24 protein-coding genes are annotated in these 26,042 nt (G+C 60.5%); 7 read left to right on the forward strand and 17 right to left on the reverse strand.

The annotated features are described in order from the left end of the window. Nucleotides 1-47: 47 nt before the first annotated feature. The 11 genes from traA to mobH form a co-directional block, all read right to left on the reverse strand. Nucleotides 48-440 (reverse strand): TraA family conjugative transfer protein, encoded by a 393-nt coding sequence (traA, locus tag LRS53_RS21840; RefSeq protein WP_231357288.1) that lies wholly within the window; start codon nucleotides 438-440, stop codon nucleotides 48-50. A gap of 27 nt (nucleotides 441-467) precedes the next feature. Beyond that, complete coding sequence (gene traV, locus LRS53_RS21845) at nucleotides 468-980, reverse strand: type IV conjugative transfer system lipoprotein TraV (protein WP_231357289.1); 513 nt, start codon at nucleotides 978-980, stop codon at nucleotides 468-470. A gap of 94 nt (nucleotides 981-1,074) precedes the next feature. Beyond that, nucleotides 1,075-2,436: a TraB/VirB10 family protein gene (locus LRS53_RS21850; RefSeq protein ID WP_231357290.1), complete on the reverse strand. Its 1,362-nt coding sequence runs from the start codon at nucleotides 2,434-2,436 to the stop codon at nucleotides 1,075-1,077. 10 nt (nucleotides 2,437-2,446) lie between these two features. Continuing rightward, the gene (locus tag LRS53_RS21855; protein WP_231357291.1) at nucleotides 2,447-3,643 is read right to left on the reverse strand and encodes a TraK domain-containing protein; all 1,197 of its coding nucleotides are present in this window, start codon (nucleotides 3,641-3,643) and stop codon (nucleotides 2,447-2,449) included. Further along, nucleotides 3,633-4,271 carry a type IV conjugative transfer system protein TraE gene (locus tag LRS53_RS21860; RefSeq protein ID WP_231357292.1) on the reverse strand — a complete coding sequence of 213 codons (639 nt, stop codon included), beginning with the start codon at nucleotides 4,269-4,271 and terminating at the stop codon, nucleotides 3,633-3,635. Before LRS53_RS21860 ends, LRS53_RS21855 begins: the two co-directional genes overlap by 11 nt. 7 nt (nucleotides 4,272-4,278) lie before the next feature. Continuing rightward, complete coding sequence (gene traL / locus LRS53_RS21865) at nucleotides 4,279-4,560, reverse strand: type IV conjugative transfer system protein TraL (RefSeq protein WP_074585280.1); 282 nt, start codon at nucleotides 4,558-4,560, stop codon at nucleotides 4,279-4,281. Next, nucleotides 4,560-5,363 carry a DsbA family protein gene (locus tag LRS53_RS21870; RefSeq protein WP_231357293.1) on the reverse strand — a complete coding sequence of 268 codons (804 nt, stop codon included), beginning with the start codon at nucleotides 5,361-5,363 and terminating at the stop codon, nucleotides 4,560-4,562. The genes traL and LRS53_RS21870 overlap by 1 nt, the downstream gene beginning before the upstream one ends. A gap of 138 nt (nucleotides 5,364-5,501) precedes the next feature. After that, nucleotides 5,502-6,143 carry a DUF4400 domain-containing protein gene (locus LRS53_RS21875; RefSeq protein ID WP_231357294.1) on the reverse strand — a complete coding sequence of 214 codons (642 nt, stop codon included), beginning with the start codon at nucleotides 6,141-6,143 and terminating at the stop codon, nucleotides 5,502-5,504. Next, entirely contained in the window at nucleotides 6,136-6,579 is a 444-nt protein-coding gene (locus LRS53_RS21880; RefSeq protein ID WP_074585277.1) for a hypothetical protein, read from the reverse strand. The genes LRS53_RS21875 and LRS53_RS21880 overlap by 8 nt, the downstream gene beginning before the upstream one ends. A gap of 3 nt (nucleotides 6,580-6,582) precedes the next feature. Further along, nucleotides 6,583-8,448: a conjugative transfer system coupling protein TraD gene (gene traD / locus LRS53_RS21885; RefSeq protein WP_231357295.1), complete on the reverse strand. Its 1,866-nt coding sequence runs from the start codon at nucleotides 8,446-8,448 to the stop codon at nucleotides 6,583-6,585. Then, nucleotides 8,445-11,867, reverse strand: coding sequence for a MobH family relaxase (gene mobH, locus LRS53_RS21890; RefSeq protein ID WP_231357296.1), 3,423 nt, complete (start codon nucleotides 11,865-11,867; stop codon nucleotides 8,445-8,447). Before mobH ends, traD begins: the two co-directional genes overlap by 4 nt. A 141-nt stretch (nucleotides 11,868-12,008) precedes the next feature. On the opposite strand from mobH, the gene LRS53_RS21895 reads away from it, so the two are divergent. After that, nucleotides 12,009-12,359, forward strand: a complete 351-nt coding sequence (locus LRS53_RS21895; protein WP_231357297.1) for a hypothetical protein — start codon at nucleotides 12,009-12,011, stop codon at nucleotides 12,357-12,359. A gap of 43 nt (nucleotides 12,360-12,402) precedes the next feature. Here the strand turns inward: LRS53_RS21895 and LRS53_RS21900 are convergent, their stop codons facing one another. Continuing rightward, entirely contained in the window at nucleotides 12,403-12,933 is a 531-nt protein-coding gene (locus LRS53_RS21900; protein WP_231357298.1) for a hypothetical protein, read from the reverse strand. Between the two features lie 358 nt (nucleotides 12,934-13,291). Between LRS53_RS21900 and LRS53_RS21905 the strand changes: the two genes are divergently transcribed. Continuing rightward, nucleotides 13,292-14,338 (forward strand): ParB/RepB/Spo0J family partition protein, encoded by a 1,047-nt coding sequence (locus LRS53_RS21905; protein ID WP_231357299.1) that lies wholly within the window; start codon nucleotides 13,292-13,294, stop codon nucleotides 14,336-14,338. Nucleotides 14,339-14,378: 40 nt separating this feature from the next. On the opposite strand, the gene LRS53_RS21910 is transcribed toward LRS53_RS21905, so the two are convergent. Beyond that, on the reverse strand, nucleotides 14,379-14,855 hold the full coding sequence (locus LRS53_RS21910) for a PD-(D/E)XK nuclease family protein (protein ID WP_231357300.1): 477 nt from the start codon (nucleotides 14,853-14,855) through the stop codon (nucleotides 14,379-14,381). A 1,790-nt stretch (nucleotides 14,856-16,645) separates the two neighbouring features. Between LRS53_RS21910 and LRS53_RS23730 the strand changes: the two genes are divergently transcribed. Next, nucleotides 16,646-18,121: an ATP-binding domain-containing protein gene (locus tag LRS53_RS23730; protein ID WP_231357301.1), complete on the forward strand. Its 1,476-nt coding sequence runs from the start codon at nucleotides 16,646-16,648 to the stop codon at nucleotides 18,119-18,121. A 247-nt stretch (nucleotides 18,122-18,368) separates the two neighbouring features. Here the strand turns inward: LRS53_RS23730 and LRS53_RS21920 are convergent, their stop codons facing one another. Both LRS53_RS21920 and LRS53_RS21925 read right to left on the reverse strand, forming a co-directional pair. After that, on the reverse strand, nucleotides 18,369-19,238 hold the full coding sequence (locus LRS53_RS21920; protein WP_231357302.1) for a DsbA family protein: 870 nt from the start codon (nucleotides 19,236-19,238) through the stop codon (nucleotides 18,369-18,371). Nucleotides 19,239-20,012: 774 nt separating this feature from the next. Then, complete coding sequence (locus LRS53_RS21925) at nucleotides 20,013-20,897, reverse strand: hypothetical protein (RefSeq protein WP_231357303.1); 885 nt, start codon at nucleotides 20,895-20,897, stop codon at nucleotides 20,013-20,015. Nucleotides 20,898-21,088: 191 nt separating this feature from the next. Between LRS53_RS21925 and LRS53_RS21930 the strand changes: the two genes are divergently transcribed. After that, nucleotides 21,089-21,472 carry a histone-like nucleoid-structuring protein, MvaT/MvaU family gene (locus tag LRS53_RS21930; protein ID WP_231357304.1) on the forward strand — a complete coding sequence of 128 codons (384 nt, stop codon included), beginning with the start codon at nucleotides 21,089-21,091 and terminating at the stop codon, nucleotides 21,470-21,472. A gap of 578 nt (nucleotides 21,473-22,050) precedes the next feature. Here LRS53_RS21930 and LRS53_RS21935 read toward each other — a convergent pair. Next, on the reverse strand, nucleotides 22,051-22,875 hold the full coding sequence (locus LRS53_RS21935) for a hypothetical protein (protein ID WP_231357305.1): 825 nt from the start codon (nucleotides 22,873-22,875) through the stop codon (nucleotides 22,051-22,053). A gap of 273 nt (nucleotides 22,876-23,148) precedes the next feature. Here LRS53_RS21935 and LRS53_RS21940 point away from each other — a divergent pair, with 273 nt between their 5' ends. Both LRS53_RS21940 and LRS53_RS21945 read left to right on the forward strand, forming a co-directional pair. Beyond that, on the forward strand, nucleotides 23,149-23,667 hold the full coding sequence (locus LRS53_RS21940) for a hypothetical protein (protein WP_231357306.1): 519 nt from the start codon (nucleotides 23,149-23,151) through the stop codon (nucleotides 23,665-23,667). 68 nt (nucleotides 23,668-23,735) lie between these two features. After that, complete coding sequence (locus LRS53_RS21945) at nucleotides 23,736-24,983, forward strand: site-specific DNA-methyltransferase (RefSeq protein WP_231357307.1); 1,248 nt, start codon at nucleotides 23,736-23,738, stop codon at nucleotides 24,981-24,983. A 379-nt stretch (nucleotides 24,984-25,362) separates the two neighbouring features. On the opposite strand, the gene LRS53_RS21950 is transcribed toward LRS53_RS21945, so the two are convergent. Then, a complete protein-coding gene (locus tag LRS53_RS21950; RefSeq protein WP_231357308.1) occupies nucleotides 25,363-25,671 on the reverse strand; it encodes a hypothetical protein in 309 nt (102 codons plus the stop codon). Between the two features lie 97 nt (nucleotides 25,672-25,768). On the opposite strand from LRS53_RS21950, the gene LRS53_RS21955 reads away from it, so the two are divergent. Further along, nucleotides 25,769-26,035, forward strand: coding sequence for a hypothetical protein (locus LRS53_RS21955; RefSeq protein ID WP_231357309.1), 267 nt, complete (start codon nucleotides 25,769-25,771; stop codon nucleotides 26,033-26,035). The last annotated feature ends 7 nt before the right edge of the window (nucleotides 26,036-26,042 follow it).

Consider the following 26,042-nt stretch of genomic DNA (forward strand, 5'->3'; position numbering starts at 1 on the left):
AAGCCGGCAGGCGCCGGCTATCAGAGGGGTGAGCCCTGGGCGGCTCCCTAGTTGATCTGCAGCAGCGGCGCTGCGCTGTACACCATGTCGTTGGCGGCCGGCAGGGTTGCCGACATGATCGATTCGATGATCTTCGGGGTGTTGTACAGACCGACCCCACCGCCGATACCGGTGGCGAACGCCATGATCGACTGGCGGACGACGCCGCCGACGATGCCCACCAGCACCATGGCGCCGGCGACCACGCGGCCGAGGGTGCCCTGCATCCAGTCACTGATCGTGGTCCAGACGGCGTCGAAGTCGGTACCGCCGGTGCCTGCCATGGCGCTGGATGCGCCTACGACGAGCAGCAGGGCGACGCCGAACTTCACCAGGTCGCGTTGACGACGCGCGCGGTGGGCCGGGTTGCTCAAGGGTTTAGCCGGATTGCTCAGGCGCATGTTGTGTCTCCTTACGAGGGCTGGGGGTTACGAGGCGGGGATCGCCTTTTTGTGGGATTCAAGCGGACGCAGCGAAGGCGTCGGCCGCAGGGACGGCGTACCGACTTCCCAACGGCGTGGTTCGATCTCGGTGTAAATGAAGCCTGGTACGTTCAGGTCGCCGGCTTGCGACTCCCAGGGCGCAACCCAGACGCGCATGACGGTGGCCTGGCTGCGAATAGGCACCGGGTCGCGCGCCGGCCGGGGCACGACGTAGCGCTCGCCGGCCGCAACTTCCGGCTGCACTGCCGGGGCCGCGGGGTGGCCACCGTGCTTCTCAGCCTCGGCCTTCTGTGCATTCTTCTCGTCGACGATCTGCCGGAAGTTCTCGTTTTCGGTCAGCTGGTACACGTCTCGCGCGGACATACAGGTCACGCCGTCGGGCATGCCCTTACAGCCGTAGTCGGACGAACCGATCTGCAACATGGAGCAGCCACTGATCATCGAGGTGAGCGCCGCCGCAGCGGCAAGGCCCAGGGCCTTACGCAGGTTCGTTTTCATGAGGTTGAGTATCCGTAGCGAGGGATGTTGGAAGGGGGCAATTCACCCCCTCCCAGGGCGTTCAATAGAAGGGAGCTGGGCGCTCCCGCTGGCTTCAGGTCTTGTTTTTGCTCAGCGTTTTCAGCTTGAGCTGCACACCCTTCTTGACGACGAAGTCGATCTCCCGGGCAGCGTCCACCTCGATCACCGGATAGAGGTTCTCGGCCATCTCCAGGTAGAAGTCCGCGATGCGCTCCAGCGCCTTGCCGGTGCCGCCGATCATGGCGCCCTGCATGGCTTGGGAGTTGAAGGCCTGCTCATAGACGGGCGATACCGTCCGGCCATTCGTACCGCTGCCACTGCTGGCGATGCTGATGCTCGGTACCTGGCGAACGCTGAACGCGTCCGACACGCCTTGCATGAAGCCGGCCATGAGCGAGCGAGCCAAGATCGCGCCCTGCTTGGAGACCAGGCGACCACGCACCCCGGCCTTGCCGTCCTCGCCGGAGGCATAGGCGTCCATACCGCTTTCGATGATCCCGCCGTCATCCCGTACGCAGGAGATCGTCTCAGCACGCATGTAGGCGCGCTCGGAAGACAGGTCGCCGAACGCGCTGGCGATGAGGAAACACTCGCGGACATCTGCGCGGAAGCGGTTCGGCAGTACGGCTTCCTTCTTCACCCGCAGCAGTACAGGGAAAGGATCTTTCCGTGCTCCGTTACCGGTGGGCGCGTCGATACCGGTGATGATCGCGCCGGAAAGGATGGCGCCGGCGGGCAGGTAGACGTCCTCTTCCTTGGCGTCGGCATCGGGATCTTCAGCGGGCGCCTCATCCCCGTAGGACATGATCTTCGGCGGCTCTTCCTTCTTGGGCGCAGCGCCAGGCTTCTCCGGTTCCTTCTCCGGCGCCGGAGCGTTAGCGAAGAAATTGCCCTGGTTGCGGTTCGGGTCCATCAGCGTGCGGTCATAGCGCTGGCGCTCCTGCGCCTGCGTCTGTTGCTGCACGGCTTTGCGCTCCAGTTCCGCGGCCTTGTCAGGGGTCGGCGCCTTAGACTGGGCTTCCTGCAGCTGCTTGCTGAGGTCGCGGTTGTCCTGCTCGGTCTTCTGCTGAGCGGTCTGCGTGGCCTGAAGCTGCGCCGTCAGGTCCGCAATCTGCCCCTGAATCTCCTTGAGCCCCGCGGCGGTCGCCTGCTGGGCCTGAGTGCCATTCATGAGGTTCTTCAGCGTGAGCTGGAGGTCGCTCAGCTCCTTGCTCTGCTTGCGCTGCTCGGCGTTGAGCGAATCCAACCCGACCCCACGCGGATCCGCGTCAGTCAGTACGTTGGTGATCGTCGGCTTGGCATTGGTCTTGCGCTGTACCTCGCCACCCAGGCTGCTCAGGCCCCAGACGAACAACAGCACGCCTCCAAGCGCCACACCGATGACGGTCCACTTCTTCTTCTGCGGGCTCAGGTTGGCCCATGTTTGCTTGATCATGGTGCCTTCCTCAGTTCAGCAGGCTCGGGCGGGACGAATCTTCCGCCGGCGCCTCGCCCACACGGGTGACGATGTAAACCTCGGTCTTTTCACCGGCCTCGAGCATGTTGCGCGGCCAGGCAGCGGCGGCCGCCAGCGAGGGATGTGTGCAGCTGGTTTCATCGAACATGATCGGCGCGCGGCCGTTGTTCTGGGCGACGCCCACCAGCACCCGGAAGTTGTGGCCCATGATCACCTGGGCGCGGCTGAAGTCGAAGTTCAACCCTTGCTGATAGCAGGCAGGGAGCTTCTCACCGCTCTGCAGCTTGGCCATCGAATAGCCCTTGGGGATACCGCCTAGGGCGAGGGCGCGCATGATGCCCTTGATGGTTTCCATGTAGGGCTGCCCCTCCTCCCACTTCTTGGCCTGCCCGCTGTAACGCGCGCCGTAACCGAAGCCGCCGGCGCTGGAAGGGTTGGTGCTCCCAGGCACCTGGCCGATGATCAGGTTGGCCTCGATTGGCGGCACCTTGCGAGGCGCCAGCGTCAGGCTGATGGCCACCGACTCATCGTCCTTGGGGGTGATGTACATCGTCACCGGGCTCTCGCTACCGGTCGACACGTAGATCACGTTGCCCTTTTGCTTGATGGTGGCCTGAGACGTGGTCTGGACGATCGGATTCTCGAACGGAGTGACGATGCGGTTCAGGTGATACAGCGCGGCGGGGATGATCGTGTTGACGCCCGGCTGAACCACCACGTCCTGGCGCGAGCTCACCGGCGGTGCAGCGGGCTCGGGCGCACCAGAGGTCTTGGCGACCGAGGCCGGGACGGCGGGAAGATCACGGCCGCCACCGGCCACATGGACCAGATCGGTAGACGCCTTCGCGGGCGCTGCCTTGACCTGGTCCTGCTTCTGCTCGGTAATGGAAGTCACTGCCGGAGCCGATACCGGTGCACTTGGCGCAGCGGCAGGCCGGGCGGACGCAGCGCTCGGTAGCGCTTTCTGCTGCTGCTCAGCCAGAGCCTGGCGCGCCACCTGTTCGTCAGCTTCCTGCAGGCCGTACTCGGCGGGGTCCACATCACGGCCGGGCACTGCCGCAATCTCTTGCGTGCGTGACTCGGCCACCGGCGTTTGCGGGATGTTGAGCTCACGAGCGTTGGCGATCGATGCTGACGAAAACAGCGCGACGCCGATCAGCGTGAGGGTTTGGATATTAGTTTTCATTGCGCTGCTGCTCCAAACGCTTGCGAGTGTCTGCGGACTTGGCTTCGCGGTTTCTAACTTCTTGGGTTCGTGGGGCACCTTCATATACAGAGAGGAAGGCAATGACCGGCTTATAGTTTTTGATCTTCAACTCAATTTCATAGGTCATATCGAGTTGTTTCGGCTGGCCACTCGGGCCGGTCATTTTGGACTTACCCACGATAAAGTACTTGGATGTATCCTCCTTATCTTGAAGGACCTGGCGAGGCTCAAACTCCAGCGTTACCCGATCTTGGCGGATCTGGTGAACCTGGCTATCAATCTTATTGAGCACGTCCTGGTAAATATCGTTGGCGAGCAATGGCTCAAGCGTCGCCTTGATAATCTCCGCAGACTTCGGATTAACATTGCCGAGTCGATCAGCGATGTAGAGCGCCCAAGCGCTGACATAGCTATCCGAGGCGCGGTCTTGATCGACCCAGGCACGCTCGGCAAGCGTCGGAGGTTGCATGTCTACGACGGTGCTTTTGCGCAGCCAGCCGATGACGGTCAACACCTCCACAAGAATCAGTGCCACGACCACCTTGCGAAGGAATGCGTTTTCGGACATTGCCCCGCGATAGGTGTTCTTGAATTTGCCAGACAGCATGGCGACCTCAGTTAAATTCGCGGATAAAGGGATTCGGGATAGTTCTGGCTTTGGCGCCCGCATATCCGGTCGCCCAATACAGCATATGAACCATGAAGCCATCCGGATGATCATCGCGGTATTTGCGATACCAACGAGTCAACAAATATCCCGCAATAGTGCAGACCGCGGCATATCCAGTGAACATACCAAATACGAGGCCGATCCCAATGGGCGCAACTTCATCTGCCTGCCAAAACAACAAGTGAGGCGGATCATCAACGTATTGGGGGATATCGATTGGCTGCATTATTGTGCGGCTCCATTGCCTTGAACGAGTTTCGCCATGGCGCGAAGAATGTCTTCGGGTCCCTTGGCACCAGAAAGAACGACTTGTCTATTGCTTGGGTTATGGCGAACGATGGTGGTCGGTGTTTCCTTGATGCCCAGCTCGACCGCCTCACGGAAGTCGGCTTTCACCTTCTGCAGCGGCTCCTGGCTGTCGATGCAGCGCGAGAGAGCGGCGCCGTCCAGGCCGATGCTGGAAGCGATCACTGCGAGCGGCTTTTCGGTTCCGGTACCGTTACCTGCGGTCGAGCTGAAGATGGCGCCGGCCATACGGTAGAACGCATCATTTCCGCCCTGGGCCGCTGCGCACTCCGCGGCGAAGGCCTCCCGGCGGGACGCCTCGCCGTGGATCGGGACATGCTTGAACACCACCGACGCGTTACCGCGCGAGCTGTCGACCACCGCCTTAGGAACCGCGAAGTACTGCTTGCAGTACGGGCACTCAAAATCCGAGTACTCGATCAGGCTGAATTGGGCGGTAGCATCGCCATAGCGCCGCTCGCCAGCGATCGGCGCGCTCTCACGCTTCATCGGCGCTGGTGGTGCCTCCGGAGCCGCAGGGGGCGCCATAGATAGGCTTTGCCTGGAAAGGAGCGCGTCGAGATCGGAGCGCGAAAACGCGTACGGCTGAATCTTCGCGACCTGGCCATTCAGGTGGTCGACGAGCTGCTGCTGCTCGCGTAGAGCGTGAGCGCTGTAGAGCGCTGACGCGGTACTCAAGACGATCGCAACGCCGGCGAGTGTGATGGGGATTCTAGAGCTCATGATGCACCTCAGCTGTTGAAGCTATGGTGCTCAGGCGCAAGCGCGTTTTGCGGTCAATCCACCCCGACCGAGGGTTCAAACCTGGCCGGGGGAGCAGAAACCTCGCCAGGCGTTGCGCCCGACTCGCCTGCGGATACGCTAGAGCCGTTTCGGCAGGTTACCGATGAGGAGGCTTGCTGCTATGGGGATCAAAAAAATCACCACGAGCGGAACGATCATCGGGGGTATGGGCAACGGCGCGATGAACGATAGCGCGAGTGCCATCACCACCCAGGAGATGATTTTTGAGCTGTAGGTGTTCAAGAATGGCGAGGAGTGATCGAAGTTGTAGCGCTTGATGTTCCAGGCCATGTAGCCGCCTAGCACCGCCGGTGCAAGGATCACCAGCATGTAGGGCATCCACATCAGCAGGAGCAGGCTTCGGTAGTAGATGTGGTAGCAAACCTTGAGCACCGCCTCTCCTCGCCCCGCGATGAACGTTCCCCACTGCCGTTCGAGTGACTCCCACCCCGGGGTTTGCTTGCCTCCCAGGAAAAAGTCACGGACGGTCTCGTTGAGCCCACTTTCGAGATGGATGGTGCTGTAGATCCGGGCCGTATCGTCGATCAGTTGGTCACTGGCGGCCTTGCCCATCATCGCCTCCCCCCAGTCCTGCTCTTTCAAGATCGCCCGGTCGATGAATGCGTTCGGCACGATGCACACGATCAACAGGATTTCGACGCAGACGAAGGCCAGGGTTAGCCAGATTCCGGCGGGCATCTTTTCTTCGATATCAGCCATTGCGGTGCTCCTGGATGCTACGCCAGACGACGCCGATCGACGTGTCGGGCGGCAACAGCAGCGCTTCCAGGCGATCCCGTACAGCCGCACCTTTGGTTTTCTCGACTTCGCTTAGCAGGCGCTTATGCATCTCGAGGAGTGCCGCCGTGGGCGCAGGCGATTGCTCGAGCAGCTCTGCCAGCCCATCCAGGAAGGTGCCCATGAAGGCCACAAGTCGGTCTCGATCTGGTTTGCCGAGCGCAGCCTGATACGAGCGAAGCGATCGGGTCAGAACGTCCCGACAGTCGGGGTCACTGGTCATCTCTTGCTCGACGCGAAACGCGGCAGGGACGACCTGCAGCGCGGTAGGCCAATCGCACTCGAGAACTCCCAACAGGGTCTTGGCTTTCGCGTCGCCGTTGAGCAGGCGAGATAAGGATTCAAAACGGGTACGCATGGATCAAGCCGCCTCTTCAGCCAGCAGGCGGGCCCGAGCCACAGCCTTGTCGAAATTTTTGGGTTTGGTCAGGACCGGGATCCGGCCCTTCTCGACCTGGCCGCCGGCCAGGATGGCCAGAAACTCAAGGTCAGGCAGCTGCCCGAATAGTTGGGCGGGGAACAGCTCTCCCTCCTCGTCCATCAGGCGCTCACCGACGTTCAGGGAGTGCATGTGCGGATCGTCCTTGGTCGAGTTGCCCTGGGTGCGCATGACGTACTTGTAATACGTCGGCGGGATTTTCTCGGCGATGTACTTTTGCGTGTCCTGATCGGTGATCCGGAGCGCGATGACATGGTTGGTGTTACCCAGCACCTGGCGCGCCTTCGCCGGCGATCCCATGCGAGCCTCGAAGTCGGCGATGGTTTGGGTTGCGACGTAAATGCGCATTCCGGCGCCGCGCCCCTTGTTGAGTAGCTGAACGAGCTGGTCGTTGACGATTTCTGCGGCCTCATCGCAGAAAACATTCACCGGCCGACGCTTGAGGTTCTCGCTGCTTTCGAGGTTGTAGCGCTGGCCCGCGACCGCCGCCAGGTCGGCGAGGAAGATCGAGCCGATCGCGGAGCCCACCATCGAATCGGACAGCGAATCGAGGCCAAGGTAAAGCACCTGGTTGTTCTCGATGATCGTTTTCGAATCGGTGATTTCGCGGGTATCGCCGCTGTCGTTTTCGATTGGCGAAAGAATGGGCCCCATGTGACCTGCGGTCAGCATGTTCAATATTGGAAGCAGCGTCGCGATCATCTTTCCGAAGTGATCGCGATCGTGCTCGAACATGGACAGGATGCCCTCGAGGTCGGAGTTTGGCTTCAGCGGCACGATCTCGCTGCGGTAGACAGAGATCATGGCCTTTGCCTTGAGCTCCTCGGTCCTCGCCTGCCTCGCGGCCGCGGCTGCTAGCGCGTCGAAGGCTGGGTGAACGGACTTGCCGTATGCCGTAATCGCCTCAATGACCAGAGGAGCGAGGCCACCCTCGAGCGCGCGGCGAATCTGCACCAGAGTCGGGAAGATGTCGCAGAACAGCATGGCCTGGATGACGTTGTTCACGGCCATCTGGGCGAATGCCTGGAACGGTCCTTCGCCATCAGTCAGCGCGGCGATGCGTGAGGCCAGCTCTGTGGCGCGGCCGAAATTCTGCGTTGGAGAAATCCGCACGCAGCTGTCGGGGAATGCAGGATGGAAGTGCTTGTAGCGGCTGACATCACCGGCAAGCTCGCACGCCCGGCGCGCGTTTTCCGACATTTCCTTATCGCCCTTCGGATCGAGTATGACCACCGATTCGCCACGCAAAATGGCCTGGCTGATCAGCAGGTCGAACAGGCGGGTCTTCCCGCTACCCGTGGTACCTACGATCAGCGTATGGAGCGAAGCGAGCGTGTGCTTATACCCAATCGGCTTGTCCGGTTGCAGTGAGATCCCGTGGATCCAGGGTGAGCCCATGAAGCCCTCGGGAACCGGGGGCATGAGCTTCGTGATATCCCGCTTGAGCAGCTCGAATACCTGCTGACCTTCACGCTGCGTCCATTTGAAGCCCACGCCGATGTACATCTTGTCGCGATCGGCGAGCATCTGCTCGATAAGCTCGTCCTGACCCATCATCGCGGCATTCTTCGCACGCAGCCCTTGCCTTACCCGGTACAGGTGCAGGGCAGCAGGCACGCGCCGAAGCGCAAAACCACCCATCACACCCAGGGACAGGTAGAACGGCTGAGCAGGTAGGTTCGTGCTGAAATGGACAGCGCAGGTCCCAGCCATACCCAAGACCCAGCCCGCAATTTCGATCGCCTCGAAATTCGGCCGCCAGGGCATTTCGTAAGTCCATTCGCTCATGGGGGAAACTCAGTGAGGTCAATGACATGATTGTTTCCGACCTTGAGGTATGGGTAGTGCGCGATTAGCGCCCTCCTGAGGGTAAGTTCGCTGGTTTTTAGCTCGTACGCGAGCTGGAGCATCCTTCGCTCCGATATGGAGACCAGGGTTCGTCCGTCGGTCTTTTTCGGCGGACACCTCGAGAGGACAGCGTCGGCGGTCGCCTGCAGCTGATTCGCCTCGTGAGCGTCACGTGCCACGGTAGAAGAGTGGTCATAGGCGCCACTCGTAATCTGCTCGAGAAGCGTCCCCAGATACCGCGATAGCAGAAAGCCTTTGCGATGCAGGCCGGTATAGGCGCCGGTGAAGTCGTCAAATAGCCAGTTCGCCGCCATGAGCGTATCGCGGTCATCCAGCGTAAACCCCGGCTCGCTATGAAGGCAGTACGGCTTGCCGTCTCGCTGCAGCAACAGGCCTTTGTTTTCCGGTTCGGTGTACCACAGGAGCTTCGCTGCAAGGTCTGGCCACAGGGCGAGATAAGCAGTGACCTCCGAAGGGACAACCTCGGGTACAGCCTTTCGCTCCGGCGGCTTCGAAGGTGATTCGGGCGGAGGTGGGCTCAGGACGTCCTGGCCAACAGGTCGTGGCTTTCGCGGCTGCCCGATGATCATCGGCGCCGGTCCAGGAACCGCGCCACTGATCATGAGCCCAGGGCGCGGCTGCTCGCGCGGAGTACTCGGTTGCTTAGCCTTTGACGATGCCGGTCCTGAACCGGCTGGATTTTGGCCTCCGGCGGCCGGACGTTTGCCATCCCCTGGGTTACCGGCCGATCGCGTAGTAGGCGCGCGCTCCGCTTTACTACCGACCTTTCCAGCGGGCGGTGGCTGATTGGCGAGCGCGTTATCACCGTTGTCGTCAACACGATCGTCCGTAACCGGCGCCGCCGCGTGGGCATCAGCCCCATTGCGGGAATCACCTGGACAAGCCGTCGGCGGCGGCGGAGGGGCTGATTTACGTCCAGCGTCCTCACCTCTGTAAGATTCTTTCAGCGGCCTTCCTGGTGCTGTTCTCGCTTCCGGATCGCTGTTCACGGCTCGGTTGGGGGCAGGTACTCCCTGCGTTGGGCGAGAGGCTGGGGAGGCCGTGTAAGAATCTTTCACGACGTCAATTTCGCCGCCCGCCGCTTGCATCGTCGGCCTGGACGCCTTCGGTGTGTCAGGCGATTGTCCATCCTGAACCGGGTAGCGTTTCCGCTCCATTTCGGCAGGCGGCTCAACCGCTAGGGGCGAGTGTCCTGGTAGCGAGATGCCCTCCGCGCTGCCGACAGCACGCAATTGACCGAAGCTAAACTCGCCCGAGCCAATGAGCGCCGCGGGTATGACCATCGACGATACAGGGGTGTCCGCACTGCCCTGTTTCGGCGGTAAATTCTCTGTCGGCGGCGTGGATAGCATCAAGGCCGGCATGGCTGGATCAGAGGGTGTTGCCGCCAGCGCAACCAGGGCCCGATCCGGAAGATCCATGCCAACAAGTTCCAGCACCTCGTCATCAATATCGAAGTGATCGTGGGCGTAGACCGCATCAGCGTGCCGAACGGTTGGACCAGATGAAATTGGTATGACTACCCCTGAATGTTCGGTCGCCTGTTCTGCGGATGACTGCGGATGCTGGGGATACGCCGGCGACCCTGTGGAGGCCGGTTGGGGGACATCAGGCTGCTCGACGAGCGCAGCGCCACCGGCGCGGCTCCCTGCGTTTTCCTTAGACGAACCGGTAGACCCGCCCTTCGATGACGACCGCTTTTCGAGCGTGGACGACAGCGACACAACGTGGGGCTCTTTCGTAACAGATCCAGACGCTAGGTCGTCGCCAGGCGCCGCACCTTGTATCAGTAGCCCACCGCCGCTATGCGTCGCCGTACGGGGTACAAGGCCGACCTTTTCTACCGTTTGCGGCCTACCAGGCGCTTTGGGCGCTTTGGATCCACCAGGGTGCTTAGCGTCCTTCCCATTATCCTTGGAAGCGGTAGGCGCTTGGGCTGGTGCTGGGGCAGGGGCAGGGGCTGGTAGCGTGGCATCAACACCTTCCTCATGCGGTGCATCCGGCAATACCTCTACTGACGCAGCTGCAGTACCGCGCGCGTGGGGTAAGTCGAAGCGCAATTCGTGCGGCGGTAACCCCACAGTAGCGGCCACCGATGCCGGCGGCGTTTCGAACTTGAAGAGTGCCTCCGGATTGACCAGTTTCAGGCACTTGAGGGTGATCGGCTTCTCCCGCCCGACGTTGATCATGTCGATGGTCGTGTGCCAATACATCGAGCCATCGTCGGCTTTGGCGACGACACCGTGATCTAGCAGTATGCCGCCGAGGACGTCCGCACTCCGGGGAATTGCCTTCACTCCCTGCGAATGAAGGTATTGCGCGACCTCCGCCGCTGACTGGGACCATACGACATAGACTTCCCCGCCGATGATCCATACCCGCTGGCCAGGCTCATTGATCCGCCACGTTTTCGTAGCGAGGAAATGAATCATCGTATCGAGCACCAGCGCCGGTATCGGCACGCCGCTGCCCATGCCAAATTGACGGGATGCGTCCCCGCCGTGCTTCTGCATGTCGAGCTCGACAGACTTCGAGTCGCACTTCGCAACGATCGACGCGAGGGCTTTGTCGCCCTCGCGTCCGGACATGGCATTCACCATCTCCGTGTAGATGTCCGCGCCTTCAGCCCGAAGCCATATCAACAGCTCCTGAGGCAGGAAGCGCGCTATGAGCGTGGCCGCGAGGTCCCGGTGAATGCCGTGGCGATTGGGCGTCCAGCTCAGGTAATAGCGGTCGATATCGTGTTCAGCAGCCCAGACCGGGATGGATGGGCCCATGGGGTCCCAATGGCGATCGCCCATTTCGTCCGCTACGACGACGTCGCTGAGCACCTTGCCCAGGTCGTGCATGAGAGCGGCCAACACCGCGGCGACGTACCAACGGTTTTCCCTCACCAATCGCTGCGCCGGATACAAGGCGTAGTCGAAAGAAGTGCATTTGCAGCTGTTGAACGCGAACATCGCCACTTCCAGCGAGTGCGCAAGTAACCCACCGGGGCCCCGGTGATGATGTGACTGGGAAGCCGGGAGCAGGTGCACGAACTCAGCTACTCCCTCGAAAACCGGAAGCAGTAAGCGATCGAAGCCTCGATTGGGCATGCGTACGCCACTCGAGAGCTTCTGAAGGGTCACTTTGTGAGGCTGCAGCAACACTGTCCCCGGGACACGGGCTGGCCATCCTCGTTGAAACGGCGGGTACCGGAGCAGCGCTTCATCGCCAGCCTGGATGTACTGCTGGATCTCAGGCGCGCTCATGTCGAGCAGTTGAATATCACGCACGCTGGCGAGAGGCTTCGCCGCGGTTTTTTTCGGCGCGAACCATCTTTTAAAAAAACGCATCAAGGCCTCCAAAGTTGATGTCATTTTTTCAGGTCAAGCGGGGAAGGGTTGCTGAGTTACAGCCCGAAATTGGCCAGGATTAGCCGCTAACGGCTGTGGACGGCGCCATACACTCGCTGCTCCTAAGACCGGAGCACCTTGATGACACGAAGTGGCAGAACACAGAAAAGGGGCGAACTGGAGCAGGCGTCGTTACGGAAAGCGCAGGCGAGCATTGCCCGAAACGAGCAGACATTGGGTGCCATAGCAGACATGGTGATCTTCGACGCAAAGTCGCGTCAGGCGGACGACTATCCCGATATCGCTGTTGACCGTAATCCAGAGCGGCACCGCGACGACGCTACGTCCTTGCCATGGACGAACCAGCGGATGCTTGGTCTCAAGCTACCTATCCTATTTCTCGCGCTGCTTGCGAGCGGAATAGCCGCTGGCGTGCTGGTAGGTTGGGTGAGTTATGGCTCTGCGCTGTACCGGTACATTGCAGGCCAGTAGAACTGCTGCGATGGCGCGCCGGCGAACGACCGGCGCATCCCTATCACTTCGCTTGCAGGCACTTCCCGCGGAGGGAAGGCGGCACACCTTTAGGACCGCCCTTTGCCACCAGTTCCCACTCGCGCTCCGTCAGGGCCATACCGGCACCCTTGCAAAACTTTCGGTACGCGACGAGATATTCGGCCTCGCTGCCGGCAACCACCGGCTTGCTGATCGGAGCTGAAGGCGCCGGCGACGAGAATGCCAGGGCCTGGTCGATCGCACGCCCCATACCATAGGTAACCGCGGTGACCGCCACGCTGTCCTTCGGGCTTCGGCCGTCCGGCGCCACCTGCAGATCGTGGTAATTACCATGGGTCGTCATTACAACGTCCTCGCTTCCCATCACGTGCTGATACGCCGGTTTCCGTAGAGCTGCGCCGCCGCGGCCGTCATGCCCCCAGCTACTGTAAAACTCGTGGGCCAGGCGGGTTGGAACGTAGGTTGTTTGCGGCTGCGGTACGGTGTCCTCGTTGTGGCTGGAGCAAGCAACAAGCAAGCTCCCTGCTACCAATGCGACGAAGAATTTTTGCATGGGATCCCCCTTAACGTTGCAGGGACGGTACCGCGACTTACTCGAAGCTTGGCCCAGGTTCACCCCTGGCCAGGGCATGAACTCGCGGCTTGCGTTATTGCGGCCTTGAGTACATTGAGCATCTCAACAGGACTTCTCCAATGAAATCGACAGCCAATCGATCCGACAGCATCGCCTTCCTCCTCGGCTTCATAGCGGCAGCGGTACCAGGTAGCTGGTACCTACTCAGCTTGAGCTATGGGGAGAACGGAGCGAAGGTCGCGCTGGTAGTCGCGGCCGAATTCGCGGCGGGTTTCATTGCGCAGTTCGTCCATCGAAAGATCAGAGAACGACGTACGTAGCGCGGAGCGAAACCGAGATGACCGACAGCCAAGCACCTATCGAACCAGTAAAACGCTCGATCAATAGCCTGACTGCCTTCTGCAAGGCGATCGGGGCGACCAATCCGGAGGTCGTCGGCTCCGCTACACAAACCTGGCTCGACCCTGCGATTCTGGAGGAGGATCCACGCTGCGCCATGCGCATTTACGACTCGCCCAAGGTGCAAGCGCATATCGAAAGCCTGGTCGAGGCCTGGATGGACAACGACCATATCCCGATGGTCGAGGTGCAAGTCGTCGACGGCCGCTGCTACATCCGCAAAGGGGTATGCCGTATCCGCGCTGCGATGATCGCGCGTGAGCGCGGCGCGATGATCAAGCGTGTGGAAGTCTACGAAGCCCGCGGTCTCACGTCGCCCATAGTCCGGGCGCTCACGGCTGACCAGCGACTTCCCCTGACGCAAATCGAACGTGCGCACGGGTATCAGAAGCTGGTCGACGAAGGCTGGACGACGGAAGCAATCGGTAAAGCAATCAAGCTCAGCGGCGCCCATGTCAGGGAAAGCCTGCGTCTGCTTCGACTGCCGGAGTCGATCCAGCAGCTGATCGACCAGGGGGTCATCAAAGCCTTCACCGCACTGGATGTTGCCCGCGCACACCCGTCCGATGCCGAAAGGCTCATCCTCGAGGCCTACCACAACCAGGTAGCCCTCCTGGCCAAGGAAGCTGTCGCCAACGGCGGCATTGAAGGCGGCGGGCAGGCACCCGGAACGCCGGCTCCGAACAGGCCAGTACGTCTCACCGAGCGTGACATCGGTAGACCGACACGTCGCATCGGCAAACGGTTTGTTTCTCAGATGGCCTCGACTATCACCGGCTTTTCTGAGCGGTTACGAGCTACAGCTGTCCCGAACGTGGCCCAGGGCACTGTTGCAGTAGAGATTCCCCAGGCCGATTACGAGGCCTTTCTCAAACTGTCAGACGAAGCCGCGGCGCACATTGCGAAAGTCGAAGAGAAGGTCGAGATCGGCGCCGGCCATCAGATCGACGTACGCACCGCCGCCCCCTCCGCCACACGCCATTGAGTGACACGCCCAGCAGCTCGGCTGGGCGCGTTGCATCCAATCACAGGCGCTGTCCTACCGGGCAGCCCGTGCGCTTCACGCAAGCCTTGCACACCCCCGCCGCCGGTATCTTGGGACGGGCCTTCGCACCTTGCCCTTTCAATATCCAGTAGCGGTTCCACAGGCTAATGATCACGCTGCTGGGCAGAAGCCGCACAGCCGTATAGGTGACGCCCTGCGGGGTTACCAATCGCACGTAGCCCTCCGACGCCACGGGCCAGTTAGAGCCCAGAACTGTTTTGCTCTGGCGGGAAAGAATCGCTGCGTACACGCTCAGCTGAATCACGTCCTTGAGGTAAACGCGCGCGGCCGCCCTCCGCTTTGTGTCAACGACGACCAGCCAGCCGCCGGCGAGAAATACCTGATCTACCCGCCCGTGCATCGGCACCGGCACATCGGTTTCGATATCCCGCTCAGACAGCACGACCTGTCCTCCTCGAAGAAGTGGGGGTATCGGTTCACTCCAGTTCTGGCGCATATCCTAAGTCCTTGGTTCGCTATTAAAGTCAGCATACCTCTGTTATTGAAAACGCAAGCGCTCACTCTCGCTACGCTGTCTTGCGTTTTTGCTTGGTGCGATTAAGGTAAAGACAGGCAAACCATTGGAGGTGGGAAATATGAAAGGTAAGCGTCGAGAAAAGCTTTCCGTTTCTGCTACCGAGCTTTCAAAGTTAGGGCACTGTGAGGTAATGATAGCGCTTAGGCTCGCTGATGATCCTATTCGCAATCAGAAGGAAGCAGCTCTTGGTAACGCAGAACATGATCGCTTCCACTTACGAGCTGTACTCAACATGGGCACGACGGAAGAGTTCGAGAGATTGAATGATAGCGTGCCGCAGAAACCCCGATAGGGTCGGTTGTACCGCAGACCGGCCTATACGAACGCCTGAAGCTTCTCCTGTCGATTTATCGCATATTAGCGAATCGTCGTAATACCGGAGGCACATTCGATACTGATACCTTCAAGTGTCCGAACGACTGGCCATAGATGGATGGACTATCCGAGTTTAAATCAAGCCCAATTTGGGAACCCTGTCCTATCCAACCCTTCAACGGCCCGTAAAGCTGGTTGACACGATACACCGATCCCTCTACCTCACACGACGCGGTGCAATAGCACGCCTCGTGCCATCGCCCAGGAAGACCAATCACCAGGGCCAGGTGCAGCCGATCTTCGTCTGGCAGCAAATACCCCCTAGCGACATAACGAGGATACTTGTTACTGATTACCTCAAAGCACCAGCATCGGTTCCTATGAATTGGTGGAAGCACCGTTTTTCGAAGAGGGGTCAATTTTGGCTCTGAAAACTCTTCGGATACGACCACCGGCGTTTCCCAAGCTAGTCGACATAGCCTTATGTAGCCAGCCCGGTTTTTCTTGGTATCCAAATGGCGCAGTGTCGAAAGGACAAGAGTATAGGCTACTATCGCAACGCCGAATGCCAGACCGGGCAATGCAAAAAACAACAATAGTGGATCTGCCCAAGGAACAACATTGAGCCATAGCAATGCTGCTACGGCATGAAGTAATAACGAGACCCAGGGTTTCGCAGCGCTATAGGCTTCTGCAAGGACCAACTTCACCATCTGGCACAGTTCCTAAGTTAGCAAGTATTGCCCTGCGAGCGCCCGCTTGTATGCCAGCAGAAAGGTCAGTGCCTTTCGCCGCTAATTTTACAAGCTGCAGCGCCTGCATTGATTGATATGTAGGATTTCTATAAACCGAAAATTTAGCCCACTCGGCCGCTCGCAACAGGATTTCGGGCTCACGACTGGTTGTGACCAAAGAGATCGCATAATCGGCGGCGGCCTGATTATTTCCTCTCTCACCGGAGTACCGCAGGAAAGGCATCGCTCGGCTCAGGTCTCTTTCAAAGATGCCGTTGCCAAAGAGGTAGAGGCGCCCTATGGCGGCAGAGGCGGAAACGTCCCCTGCACACGCGCGGGTGCGAAGGTCCGCGACGTTCAGAGCGATGGGATCAACCCATTCGCCGGAAGTGGTATCCGTGTGCTCCGCAGGCTCGGTGGGTAGGGCATTCGCAGCTATAGCAGATGTCAGCCAGCCGCCAAGGACAAGCATCAACGCTACCTCAGCTATCACACATCTGCTTCTCATCACGGCGACGTTCGGAATGGCCTCATTGGGGTCCAGCGTACTCAACAACACCGCAGCGGTACCGTGAGTTCGTGCCCTCTACCGGCCCGAACCGCCGGCCTTTCGCCCTCCGCGTTCGATAGCATCAGGACATTGCCAGAGGAGGATGCTGCGTGGAATTTCAATGGACAGCGGAGCAGTTAGCGTTCCACGAATGCAAGGCGCCGCGGATCCGCGTCAAGGCTTTCGCTGGAGCCTCCAAGACCACTTCGCTGGAGGGCTATACCAAGCGGTACCCGAGGTTGAGATTTCTCTACGTCGCCTACAACCGAAGCATTGCCGACGAGGGAAAGGCGCGTTTCCCGTCCAACGTGAAATGCATGACTTCCCACCAGCTGGCCTTCAAAGCAGTAGGCCGGCAATTCCAGCACAAGCTTGGCGCGTCGTTGCGGCCGGCAGACATGCGCGCCGTCTTGGGAACGAATGACTGGGCATTGATCAACGCGGTCATTGCGACGGTCAACGGGTACCTTTGCAGTGACCTGGAGGAGTTCCACGAGGATCACCTGCCGCTGTACAACGGACGCCCCATGGCCGAAATGCCTCCGGCGTTCATTGCGGAAGTCTTTCTCCAGGCCAAAGAGGTTTGGCGGCGCATGATCGATCCCCAGGACACGACCGTACCCCACCTTCACGACGCGTATCTCAAGCTCTACTACCTGAGCAAACCGGACCTGGGGGACCGCTTCGATGTCATCCTTGCGGACGAGGCCCAGGATCTGAACGGCATCACTCTGGGGCTCATCAAAAATCAGTCGTGCCGGGTGATATTCGTCGGGGATCCTCACCAGTCGCTCTATGCGTTCCGCGGCGCCGACAACGCCTTGTCCGATCCGGATCTCGATGACTCCGTCGATCTCTACCTCACTAAATCCTTCCGCTTCGGGCCGGCGGTGGCCACCGTGGCCAACATCATCCTGAGCTACAAGGGCGAGGAGCTGAAGATCGTCGGTGCTGGCCAGCCGACGCAGATCAAAACCCAGCTCGACGAGGGCGTTCGAGGGGCCGCGCATCTCTGTCGGACGGTCTCCGGAGTCATCATGACGGCCCTGGAGTTCGCCCCGCAGGGCAGGACCCTCTACTGGGTCGGTGGCATCGAGGCGTACCAGATTGGCGACTTGGAGGACCTGGTCTGGTTCAGCCAGGGAAAGACCGACAAGGTCAGGTCCAAGCGTCTGCTGAAGGACTTCGCCGACTGGACCTCCTATCTGGCCATGGCCAAAGAGAGTAAGGATCGCGAGATGGCGAGGCTCATCAAGGTGGTGGGTCTCTTCCCGGACATCGAGAAGCGACTGGCGCGCCTGCGGGCGCTAACCCAGAAGAATGAAAAGGACGCCGACGTCATCCTCTCGACCGCGCACCGCTCGAAGGGACTCGAGTGGACGCATGTATACCTGGGCGAGGATTATCCCGATCCCCTGGATCCTGAGCTCGCGCCGGACGCACGCCGTGATGAGCTCAACCTGCTCTACGTCGCAGCGACGCGAGCAAAGCACCAGTTGGCTATCAATTCCGTGATCCTAGGAATCATGCGGGATTTCGAGCGAAAACGGAGGCGATCGATCGAGGTCGCAGAGGCAGCTGACTAGCATTGCTACCCAAGCACGATCAAAAGGGGCGGGTGGGAAAAATGCTTGTCATTGCCCAATTCGGCGGGGGCGTGTGCAAGCAGTGAAGGTGGCCATTGCTGAGTAGCGTTGCCCGCGGGTGAGTGAGCGGACGATGGAGTTGGTGCGCGGCAGGCGCTAAAGGTGAGTGCGCGGCTGGGAGCGGGGGCAATCACACTCGTTGATTACCCCGACACCCGCAGCTGGCCAGCAGACCGGATACCGTTTCCTACTGTGCTTGGTCCGCTTTGGAACCAAAGCCAAGGATCTTTCGCGAAACCTCATCGCCCTGGTCTTGGTGCTTCCCTTGCGCCTTGTCCGCCTCAGCCTTCGCCGCAGCCTGCTCGGCGGCCATCATCCGCTTCATGATCGTGACAAACGCGCTGATTGGCTGGGCGCCCGAAACGAACTCTTTCTCGCCGGTTAGGTTGTCGATTACTACCGTCGCCGGCGTACCTGTCGCTCCGATCTTCTCGCCCATGCGGACATGCTCCGCTATCCGGTCCTTCACCTCGCCACTGCTGATGCATTCGTTGAATGCCTTCAGATCGCCGCCGAGTCTGGATACCAAACCAGGCAGATCTTTCACGCCGGCACCGTTACCGGCCGACTCTTCGAAGATCTGATCGAGGATCACCCAGAAGCCCCGGTTGCCTTTCTGCTCCGCATAGCACTCAGTCGCGATAGCCTCATCGGTGGCGGCAGGGTTGTGGAAGCCCAGCGGCATATGGCGCCACTGCCAGTTAACAGCACCGTTGGACTTGTCCACGATCTCTTTGAGGCTTGGGTGGAGGCGTTTGCAGAAAGGGCACTCCAGATCGGAAAATTCGGCCAGGGTGAAGCGCGCCTTCAAGTCGCCATAGACCCGCGCATCATTCGGTACCTGGTCTGCCGCGCGTCCGAAGCGAGCGAACTGGGCGTCAACCCAGGCCTGCTTCTCTGCGCGCTCTTTGGCGAAAACACCGGTCTCGATGCCGGCCGCGATTTTGCTATCGAGGTAGGCTTGCCCGCTGGTCCAAAACAACCCGAGCGTTATGAGCTGGGAAACAGCGACAGCTGACGCAAATGTGACGAGGTGATTTCTGAGGGTGGGTTTCATGGGCAACCTGGCTGAGTGATTTGCCATCTACCCTAGGAAATGCACCTCGGTCGGTGCGCTCCATTCCACCCATCAACAGGGGCGAACCCCTGGAATCCAGTTCAACGACGGTCCCGTCGACGCGCCCACTCACTGCACCGAGCAGGAGGAGACATGCGTAGCGCTCGTGGTTGGATCAAGCTGGTGCGCCGCTCCTGATGGCCTAGCGAGCAGCGGAAAGCTTGCAGGGCAATGGCTAGCGGACCGCATCCCACGTACCCCGATGCTGACTCGGCATGGAATCGAAGCACCATCGCCTCCAGGGGTGCCTCAGACCATGACTGGGTGTCGAAGGCTTGAGCTCTTCCCCCGAGTACGGCTAGCCGCTCAGAGCACGGCAGCTGGCGATCAAGCACCGCAAACAGACGGACGATCTGCTGGCCGAAGGTGGCCAGCGTCGCAGTCATATTGGAGAGTCGCTCGGCCTCGCGCCACTGGCAAACCTGTAACTCCCGGTACCGAAGGACCTGGAGCTGTGGCAGCCCCTTACCGCGCCCCTGGGCATCAAGTCTGTTGAGCTCCCGCTCAATCTGGCGCAAGGTCTGGCACACTGACTGGCGCCTGCTAACTAGGGCGCGGACTTCTTTTTTCAACAGGAAAAAAGTATTGAGATGTTGGCGAGGAACCAACGCGCTGCTTGTAGCTGTCTGCCGTTGCATAGCAAAAGCCCTGTTCACTTTTTGTTATCGGAGATGCGGTCAGCGGCTTCTAGAAATAAGAAGCCGCCTGCCTCTCTTAATAAACGGCGGCAGGGTTCGTCCCGTCAGGCAGATAAAACGCCATATCCTTGGGCAAATGCACGCGCAGGGCGGCTGCAAAGTCTGCCGCGCTTACCTCCCCTATCGTCGCGCCGACCATCTTACTTACGCCACTACCCACTTCGGAGTAAAAGGGGATCGCCACCAGGCGTGCTGGATATCCGCCGCGGTCCACCGGCGCATAGCCATCTACGGCATAGCCTCCTTTCGTTCCAATGAAAATCTCACCGAGCTTCTTGCCAGTCGGAGTATCAACATAACCATTCCGCACCTGGCCGAAGTCAAGCTTCTGCAAGCGGACCGTAGGTTGCAGCGTAGCGTTGACCACGTCATTCAACTTAGAAGCACAGCGGGCCCCTGCATCCTCGAGGCTGCGCGTTTCGCTCTTTTTCTCAAAGCAAAACATATAGCCCATTTTGGTTCGCGGATCGAAGCCGCTATCGCCCAGGACTGTTAGAGCCAGGCCAGCAGCACCCACTCCACCACCGATGGCATTGAACGCGATCATGGAACCATCGTTGTTGTAACCTGCACTGGGCCTTGCCGTAGCGCTGATGGCTTGCTTGACCTGATCAGGCGATGCTTGCTGCAGATAAGCATTGCGTACTCCACCCGGCCCAATTTGAGCAAAGCTCGGCATCCCAAGCACGGCAAAGAGCTTATCCGCGGCAGTCGCGTTCGGGGCGAACTGCAAGGGCTTTTCATTCGCAATTTTGAGCGTAGGGTTTTCTGTTTTCCAAGGTCTGAATGCCGGAGCAGTAAGCTCCGAGGCCGCTACAGGCTTCAAATCTTGGCCTTGAGTCGCACAGCCGGTTGCAGAGGCTACTACGACCGCAATTGCGGCCAGCCGAACAGTCTTCATACTGATACTCCTGTGTTGGTGTTAAGCATGAAACCACGCTTTTTTAGGAACGCAACCCCTAATCTTCGCCCGTCTTAGGCAGTGACATTGGCTTCAGCGCCTTAAAACAAAAATTAATTATGATTTGCTCTAGTCATAAATAGGTGAAAAGGCTATAACGGCAGCCACCGCCTAATCTTGAGGAGATCACGATGTCCCTGATCCAAGAATACCGTCAGACCGAAGCCGCTATTGCCGAATTGCAGCAGCGTCTTGAACAGCTGAATACCGACGAACGTCTGCAGAAAGAACTCGATTTCGAAAAGAAACTGCGAGCTCTGCTGGGCGAACATAATAAGTCGCTGCGCGACGTCATCGCGATCTTGGACCCCAACGCCGGTTCTTCCTCTGGCAGCAAATCCAAGAGCAACTCAGGTGCAGCCCCGCAACAGCGCCGGCCGCGCACGCTCAAGCGCTATAAGCACCCCGAAACCGGTGAAGTCATCGAGACCAAGGGCGGCAACCACAAGGTGCTGAAGGCCTGGAAGTCCGAGCACGGTGCTGACACGGTCGAAGGCTGGCTCCAGGCCGAATAATCACGCCGACCGACGCCGGCGGGCCTTGTGCGGCACCGCCGGCGCTGTCATCATCGGCGCTCTTGATCCAACGCCTGTGCTTTGGATGCTCCACCAGCTGCTTCGCAGCACTCTCTCCGCAGCAGGCTCTTTCAGGCCCACTGCTCCTCTGTAAGATTCTTACACTCAACTCGGTTGCCGATCACTCAGCTGATCCTCGGCCGAATTGTCGCGTGCGCATCAATTGCCACGCGCCCCGGTTTCATACGTCCAGAAGGCGGCCACTGCCATAAGTGCTGGGAGCTCTACTTCGGTAGAGGTCCTGTCGCATAGCGAAAGAATCTTTCGCTATGCGACGGTGGGGCCAGCAGACGGTGCCCCGGGTGATCTTTACCTACAAAACAGCTGCAGTTGCAGAGATGGTGCGAGGGTTCGCTACATCCGGTCAGGATCTCCTGTCGGAACGGGCGAACCCGCCTCCACCCTGCACTGCAGGGCCCAGGCGACTGGCGCATCAGGCTCCAACACTGGTTCGCGAAAGCGGAGCAGCAAAAACCCGGCTCATGGCCGGGTTTTTTTTCGTGCGCAGAAAGGCGCTATCACGGTTGAGGGTCGGTGATGTCCCGCGCAGCTACGGCGATCAGGCAGCAGTAGAACAGCCAGCCGCCTATGCTCACCAGGAGCAGCGCGACGCCAACCCAGTTGCTGGTGGCATCGAGCGCTCTTGCCGTTGCCTGCAGGGTCACGCCACACAGCGTGAGCAGCCGCATTGGGCCGAGCACCAGCTTCTGCGATTTGTGGAGCTGCGCCTGAACGGCCCGCGCGGAAGACCATGTCTCTCGGCCGGCCATGACCGCAGCCACCAGGTATGGCTCGAGCCGGCCGCCCATGATGACGAAGAGCGGCATCAGGCTCAGCTGCTGTTCCACCGCGGTGGTGTAGAGCATCACGAGCAGCGGGCGCTTCTCTGCGCTGAAAAGGTCCAGCGGCAAGGTGGTGAGGGGCAGCGCGCCGCGCTTCCAGGCGCCGATATCGGAGCCAAGCATCGCCAGGACCGCCAGCGCGTTGAGCGCAATGCCGATGACCAGGGCGAGCGGCGCCGCGACCCGGAAGAAGTTTCGCCACGGTGACCCAGTGCCCACGGCCGTGCGCAAGACGGGACGGTCCCCGAGCATCCCTGCGCGCCGGAGCGCGAGCGCCAGCACCAGGAAAATCAACGGCGAGCACAGACTGGCCAGGTGGAACGCCGCTTTCCCCAAGATGAGCAGAATGCTCACCGTCGTGAACGCTGCCAGCAGCGTCATTGCGATGAAGGCGGGTAGCACCTGCATGAATAACGGGACAGCCTGCTTGATCCATCGCGGCCAGTCCGACCATCGCGGCGTATGGGACGCCACGCTCTCTTCCATCGTTGCTGCTTCCATATCCTCTCTTCCACCCAGGTGCTGCGCTTCTCGCGCGGGCTCATGGGTAGCTTATCGATCCGCAGCCAATTGCAACCTGTCTCGTCAGAGCGCCGATCGCGCCTCCGGTTCCTTCGGCGCTCCGCCGCAACTGGCCAAAGGGAAGGCAACCTAGTCAAGCCGGCGCCCAGGGTCAACAGGCCCCCTCGAACCGGTCCCGCAAGCGGCATGAATGGCCGTTTGCATTTACCGCGGGTCGTGGATGCTGAGCAGGTTCAACTTGAGGAATCTGCTATGCACAGAAATGACCGCGCGCTGCAGCTCGTCATCACCAGCGAGCCCACTACCCAGGAGCTCTACAATCTCCTCGGTCGCTATTGCCTACCGTTCGAGGACCTGGTGCTGACCAACATGCGCCAGGTGCTGGGATCCGGGTACCGCAATGGCGCCTATCAGATTCGCCGCTACTTCAACGGCGCTTTCGCCCTGGTGCTGCCCGTCGAGGACGTTCTTGTGAACGCGACCCTGGGCCACGTCGAAGAATCCATTTCACTCGAGGCCGCCAGCTACCTGTGCTCGCTACTGGCACTGTCGCAGCTGATCACCGTCGCGCACAGCCGCAACGACCACGATGACCACTCTCGGCTCCATTACCTCTACTACGGATTGCTGGAGGTCCTGAGGGCCGATCTGACGTTCGCTGCGACCCCGACGGCGCCGCACCATCGTCCGCTGACCGGTGAGGAGGTTCGCCTCTGCGGATCGCTCGCACCGTTCGCCTACCAGCCGGCCCTTGAGCGACTCCTGGATTAGGACACGCGCTTGCATTTCCGGTACGCCTGGAAAGATGAGGCGTATCCCCACCTTGAGCAGTCCTCACCATGGTCCAATCGCCACAGCTCGACCTCTTCCCTCTCGTCGAAGCGGCCTTCCGAAACTCCCCGGATCGGCCGCTGGCCAACGCCGAGCTCTATCGCCTCGTCGGCGCCGCCGCAGGGCTCCAGGACCGCGAGGTTCACGCCAAGCTGCCAATCGGCGCGGCCGGTCAGCCCCGCAGCCCCGTCACTCGCGAGATTCGATGGCATCAGCAGACCCTCAAGGCCTGCGGCATCCTCGAGCGCGTTCCGCATGAGCGGGGCGTGTGGCAGCTGACCGAAAAGGCAAAGCGCGGGATGCATCGAGCGGCGCCGCAGGTCACCTTGCTGGGGTTCAGCACGTCGCTGGGGCTGGCGCTGTTCGGCCATTCGCCCCAGGCGCTGCAGGGACTGGAAGAGCGTATCGACCTGGTGCTGACCTCTCCACCCTATCCCCTGCAGCAACCACGGGGATACGGTAATCCGAAGGCGAGCGAATTTACCGACTTCATCTGTCGCACGATCGAGCCCTTGCTGGGCAACCTTGCCAGCACCGGAAGCCTGGTCCTAAACCTGTCCAATGACATCTTCCTTCACCGGTCGCCGGCGCGTTCGACGTACCTGGAGCGCCTCGTCATTGCCTTAGAAGATCGCCTTGGCCTGCACCTGATGGATCGCCTGGTGTGGGAGAACCGCAGCAAGGCACCTGGTCCCCTCCAGTGGGCGAGCCTCAGTCGGCAACAGCTCAATGTTGCCTGGGAGCCTTGCTACTGGTTCTCGCCTGATCCGCTTCGATGCAAGGCGAACAACCGCCGTGTGCTGGTACCGCATTCTGATCGGCAAGCCAGGCTCATCGCCGCCGGGGGCGAGACGCGCCAGACCTCCTATGGCGACGGTGCCTACCGCCTGCGCCCGGGTAGTTTTGCCGCGCCCACAGAAGGCGCCATTCCGAAAAATGTCCTGCAGATTGGTCACAGCTGCAGACGCAGCCGTGAACACCGGAAGGCGTTGGTCGAAGCCGGGCTACCGGCGCACAGCGCGCCCTTCCCCTTCGCCTTGGCAGACTTCCTCATACGGTGGCTGACCGAGGCGGACGACCTGGTGGTGGATCTCTTCGCCGGCCGCATGATGGTGGGGCGCGCGGCGGAAGAAGCCGGGCGACGCTGGATCTGCGTCGAGAACATCCTTGAGCATGTGATGGGCGCAGCGGCGCTCTTTCGCGGGTTCGACGGGCTCTGGCTCAACCCTGCACTTCAGCCTACATCGCGACTTTGAATGCCCGCCTCCGGGGCGAACTCAGGTTTTTTGAAGACCGGCCCTGGCTACCCTGCTGCTGTCGATCAGACCGGAGCTCGGCAGCATGCACCTTCTTCAGCGAATCACCCAAGGCACCACGAGCGGGACCCTCCTCGCCGTAGGCTTTTGCGGCGCCATCAGCATTGCGTTTTCCGCCGGGCCGCTGAGCCGATCGCTGTCCGGTGGCAACTCCGTCGACGGCTGCCCCTTGGCAGCGGATCGGGCCGCCAGCTCACTAGAGCTCGGCGCTACCAGCTCGGCCTCCCACCCCATAAACCTTCGCACCGAGCGCCCGGCCTCGCCTGACTGGCTCGATCACTCCCTGGCGGCCCTTTACTGCCACGCCAAGTAGCTCAGCTCAGGCGTGCTCAGGCCGACTTCGGCTTTCTACGATCCTGGCCTGTACCGCTCCCGCTATGCGGCGCCGCGGCTTTTGCTTTCGCTTGAGGAATTCGGCCCGGCACTCGGCGAACCACTCGCCCGCCACGCGTGCGAGGTGACGGTGCTGCGACACAGTAATCGAACCGACATCGAGCAGGGCCAAGATGTATCCCTCCAGCTGCCCGTAGAGGCGAACTAGGTGGCCAAGGCCCATGACGGCCATCTGCTCGATCAGCGCGACCCAGCGCAGCCGCGCTTGGTGAGGAAGAAACTCAAGGTCTGCCATAACGCCTCCTTAAGGTCATCGTACTACTGTAGACCGTTCAGGTTCGGCCGCCAGCCCGGTAGTAGGCGTCATCACCGCAAAACGAAGGCACGCCGGCATGACGTATTCACCAGAGCAGCACGTCCAATTTCTGCTTGCCGTTACCGTTCAGGCGAAGCGGCTGCTTGCCGAATCGGCCGACGGGCACGTTGTCGGCTGGCCTGAGCTTGATGATTTGCAGCAGCAGGCGTGGGCGTGGAGCGCCTGTCAGAGCCTGGGTCACCCTCTTCAGCGTTGGCGCGCGGCGATTAGCGCGACACGACAGCCAGGCCAGACGGTGAAGCAGCTGCTGTCGACCATCCACAGCCCTGAGTTCGCCGGTTAGCGATCCG

The organism is Pseudomonas sp. PLB05 (genome assembly GCF_021106615.1).
Classification (GTDB): Bacteria; Pseudomonadota; Gammaproteobacteria; order Pseudomonadales; family Pseudomonadaceae; genus Chryseomonas; species Chryseomonas benzopyrenica.

Coding starts and splice junctions, on each gene's coding strand:
- LRS53_RS21945 (WP_231357307.1), top strand. CDS start 23,736: ATGGTCCAATCGCCACAGCTCGACCTCTTCCCTCTCGTCGAAGCGGCC.
- LRS53_RS21935 (WP_231357305.1), bottom strand. CDS start 22,875: ATGGAAGCAGCAACGATGGAAGAGAGCGTGGCGTCCCATACGCCGCGA.
- LRS53_RS21895 (WP_231357297.1), top strand. CDS start 12,009: ATGACACGAAGTGGCAGAACACAGAAAAGGGGCGAACTGGAGCAGGCG.
- LRS53_RS21850 (WP_231357290.1), bottom strand. CDS start 2,436: ATGATCAAGCAAACATGGGCCAACCTGAGCCCGCAGAAGAAGAAGTGG.
- LRS53_RS21870 (WP_231357293.1), bottom strand. CDS start 5,363: ATGAGCTCTAGAATCCCCATCACACTCGCCGGCGTTGCGATCGTCTTG.
- LRS53_RS21905 (WP_231357299.1), top strand. CDS start 13,292: ATGACCGACAGCCAAGCACCTATCGAACCAGTAAAACGCTCGATCAAT.
- LRS53_RS21875 (WP_231357294.1), bottom strand. CDS start 6,143: ATGGCTGATATCGAAGAAAAGATGCCCGCCGGAATCTGGCTAACCCTG.
- traL (WP_074585280.1), bottom strand. CDS start 4,560: ATGCAGCCAATCGATATCCCCCAATACGTTGATGATCCGCCTCACTTG.
- LRS53_RS21880 (WP_074585277.1), bottom strand. CDS start 6,579: ATGCGTACCCGTTTTGAATCCTTATCTCGCCTGCTCAACGGCGACGCG.
- LRS53_RS21930 (WP_231357304.1), top strand. CDS start 21,089: ATGTCCCTGATCCAAGAATACCGTCAGACCGAAGCCGCTATTGCCGAA.
- LRS53_RS21910 (WP_231357300.1), bottom strand. CDS start 14,855: ATGCGCCAGAACTGGAGTGAACCGATACCCCCACTTCTTCGAGGAGGA.
- LRS53_RS21900 (WP_231357298.1), bottom strand. CDS start 12,933: ATGCAAAAATTCTTCGTCGCATTGGTAGCAGGGAGCTTGCTTGTTGCT.
- LRS53_RS21955 (WP_231357309.1), top strand. CDS start 25,769: ATGACGTATTCACCAGAGCAGCACGTCCAATTTCTGCTTGCCGTTACC.
- LRS53_RS21860 (WP_231357292.1), bottom strand. CDS start 4,271: ATGCTGTCTGGCAAATTCAAGAACACCTATCGCGGGGCAATGTCCGAA.
- traA (WP_231357288.1), bottom strand. CDS start 440: ATGCGCCTGAGCAATCCGGCTAAACCCTTGAGCAACCCGGCCCACCGC.
- LRS53_RS21940 (WP_231357306.1), top strand. CDS start 23,149: ATGCACAGAAATGACCGCGCGCTGCAGCTCGTCATCACCAGCGAGCCC.
- traV (WP_231357289.1), bottom strand. CDS start 980: ATGAAAACGAACCTGCGTAAGGCCCTGGGCCTTGCCGCTGCGGCGGCG.
- LRS53_RS21925 (WP_231357303.1), bottom strand. CDS start 20,897: ATGAAGACTGTTCGGCTGGCCGCAATTGCGGTCGTAGTAGCCTCTGCA.
- LRS53_RS21950 (WP_231357308.1), bottom strand. CDS start 25,671: ATGGCAGACCTTGAGTTTCTTCCTCACCAAGCGCGGCTGCGCTGGGTC.
- LRS53_RS21920 (WP_231357302.1), bottom strand. CDS start 19,238: ATGAAACCCACCCTCAGAAATCACCTCGTCACATTTGCGTCAGCTGTC.
- traD (WP_231357295.1), bottom strand. CDS start 8,448: ATGAGCGAATGGACTTACGAAATGCCCTGGCGGCCGAATTTCGAGGCG.
- LRS53_RS21855 (WP_231357291.1), bottom strand. CDS start 3,643: ATGAAAACTAATATCCAAACCCTCACGCTGATCGGCGTCGCGCTGTTT.
- mobH (WP_231357296.1), bottom strand. CDS start 11,867: ATGCGTTTTTTTAAAAGATGGTTCGCGCCGAAAAAAACCGCGGCGAAG.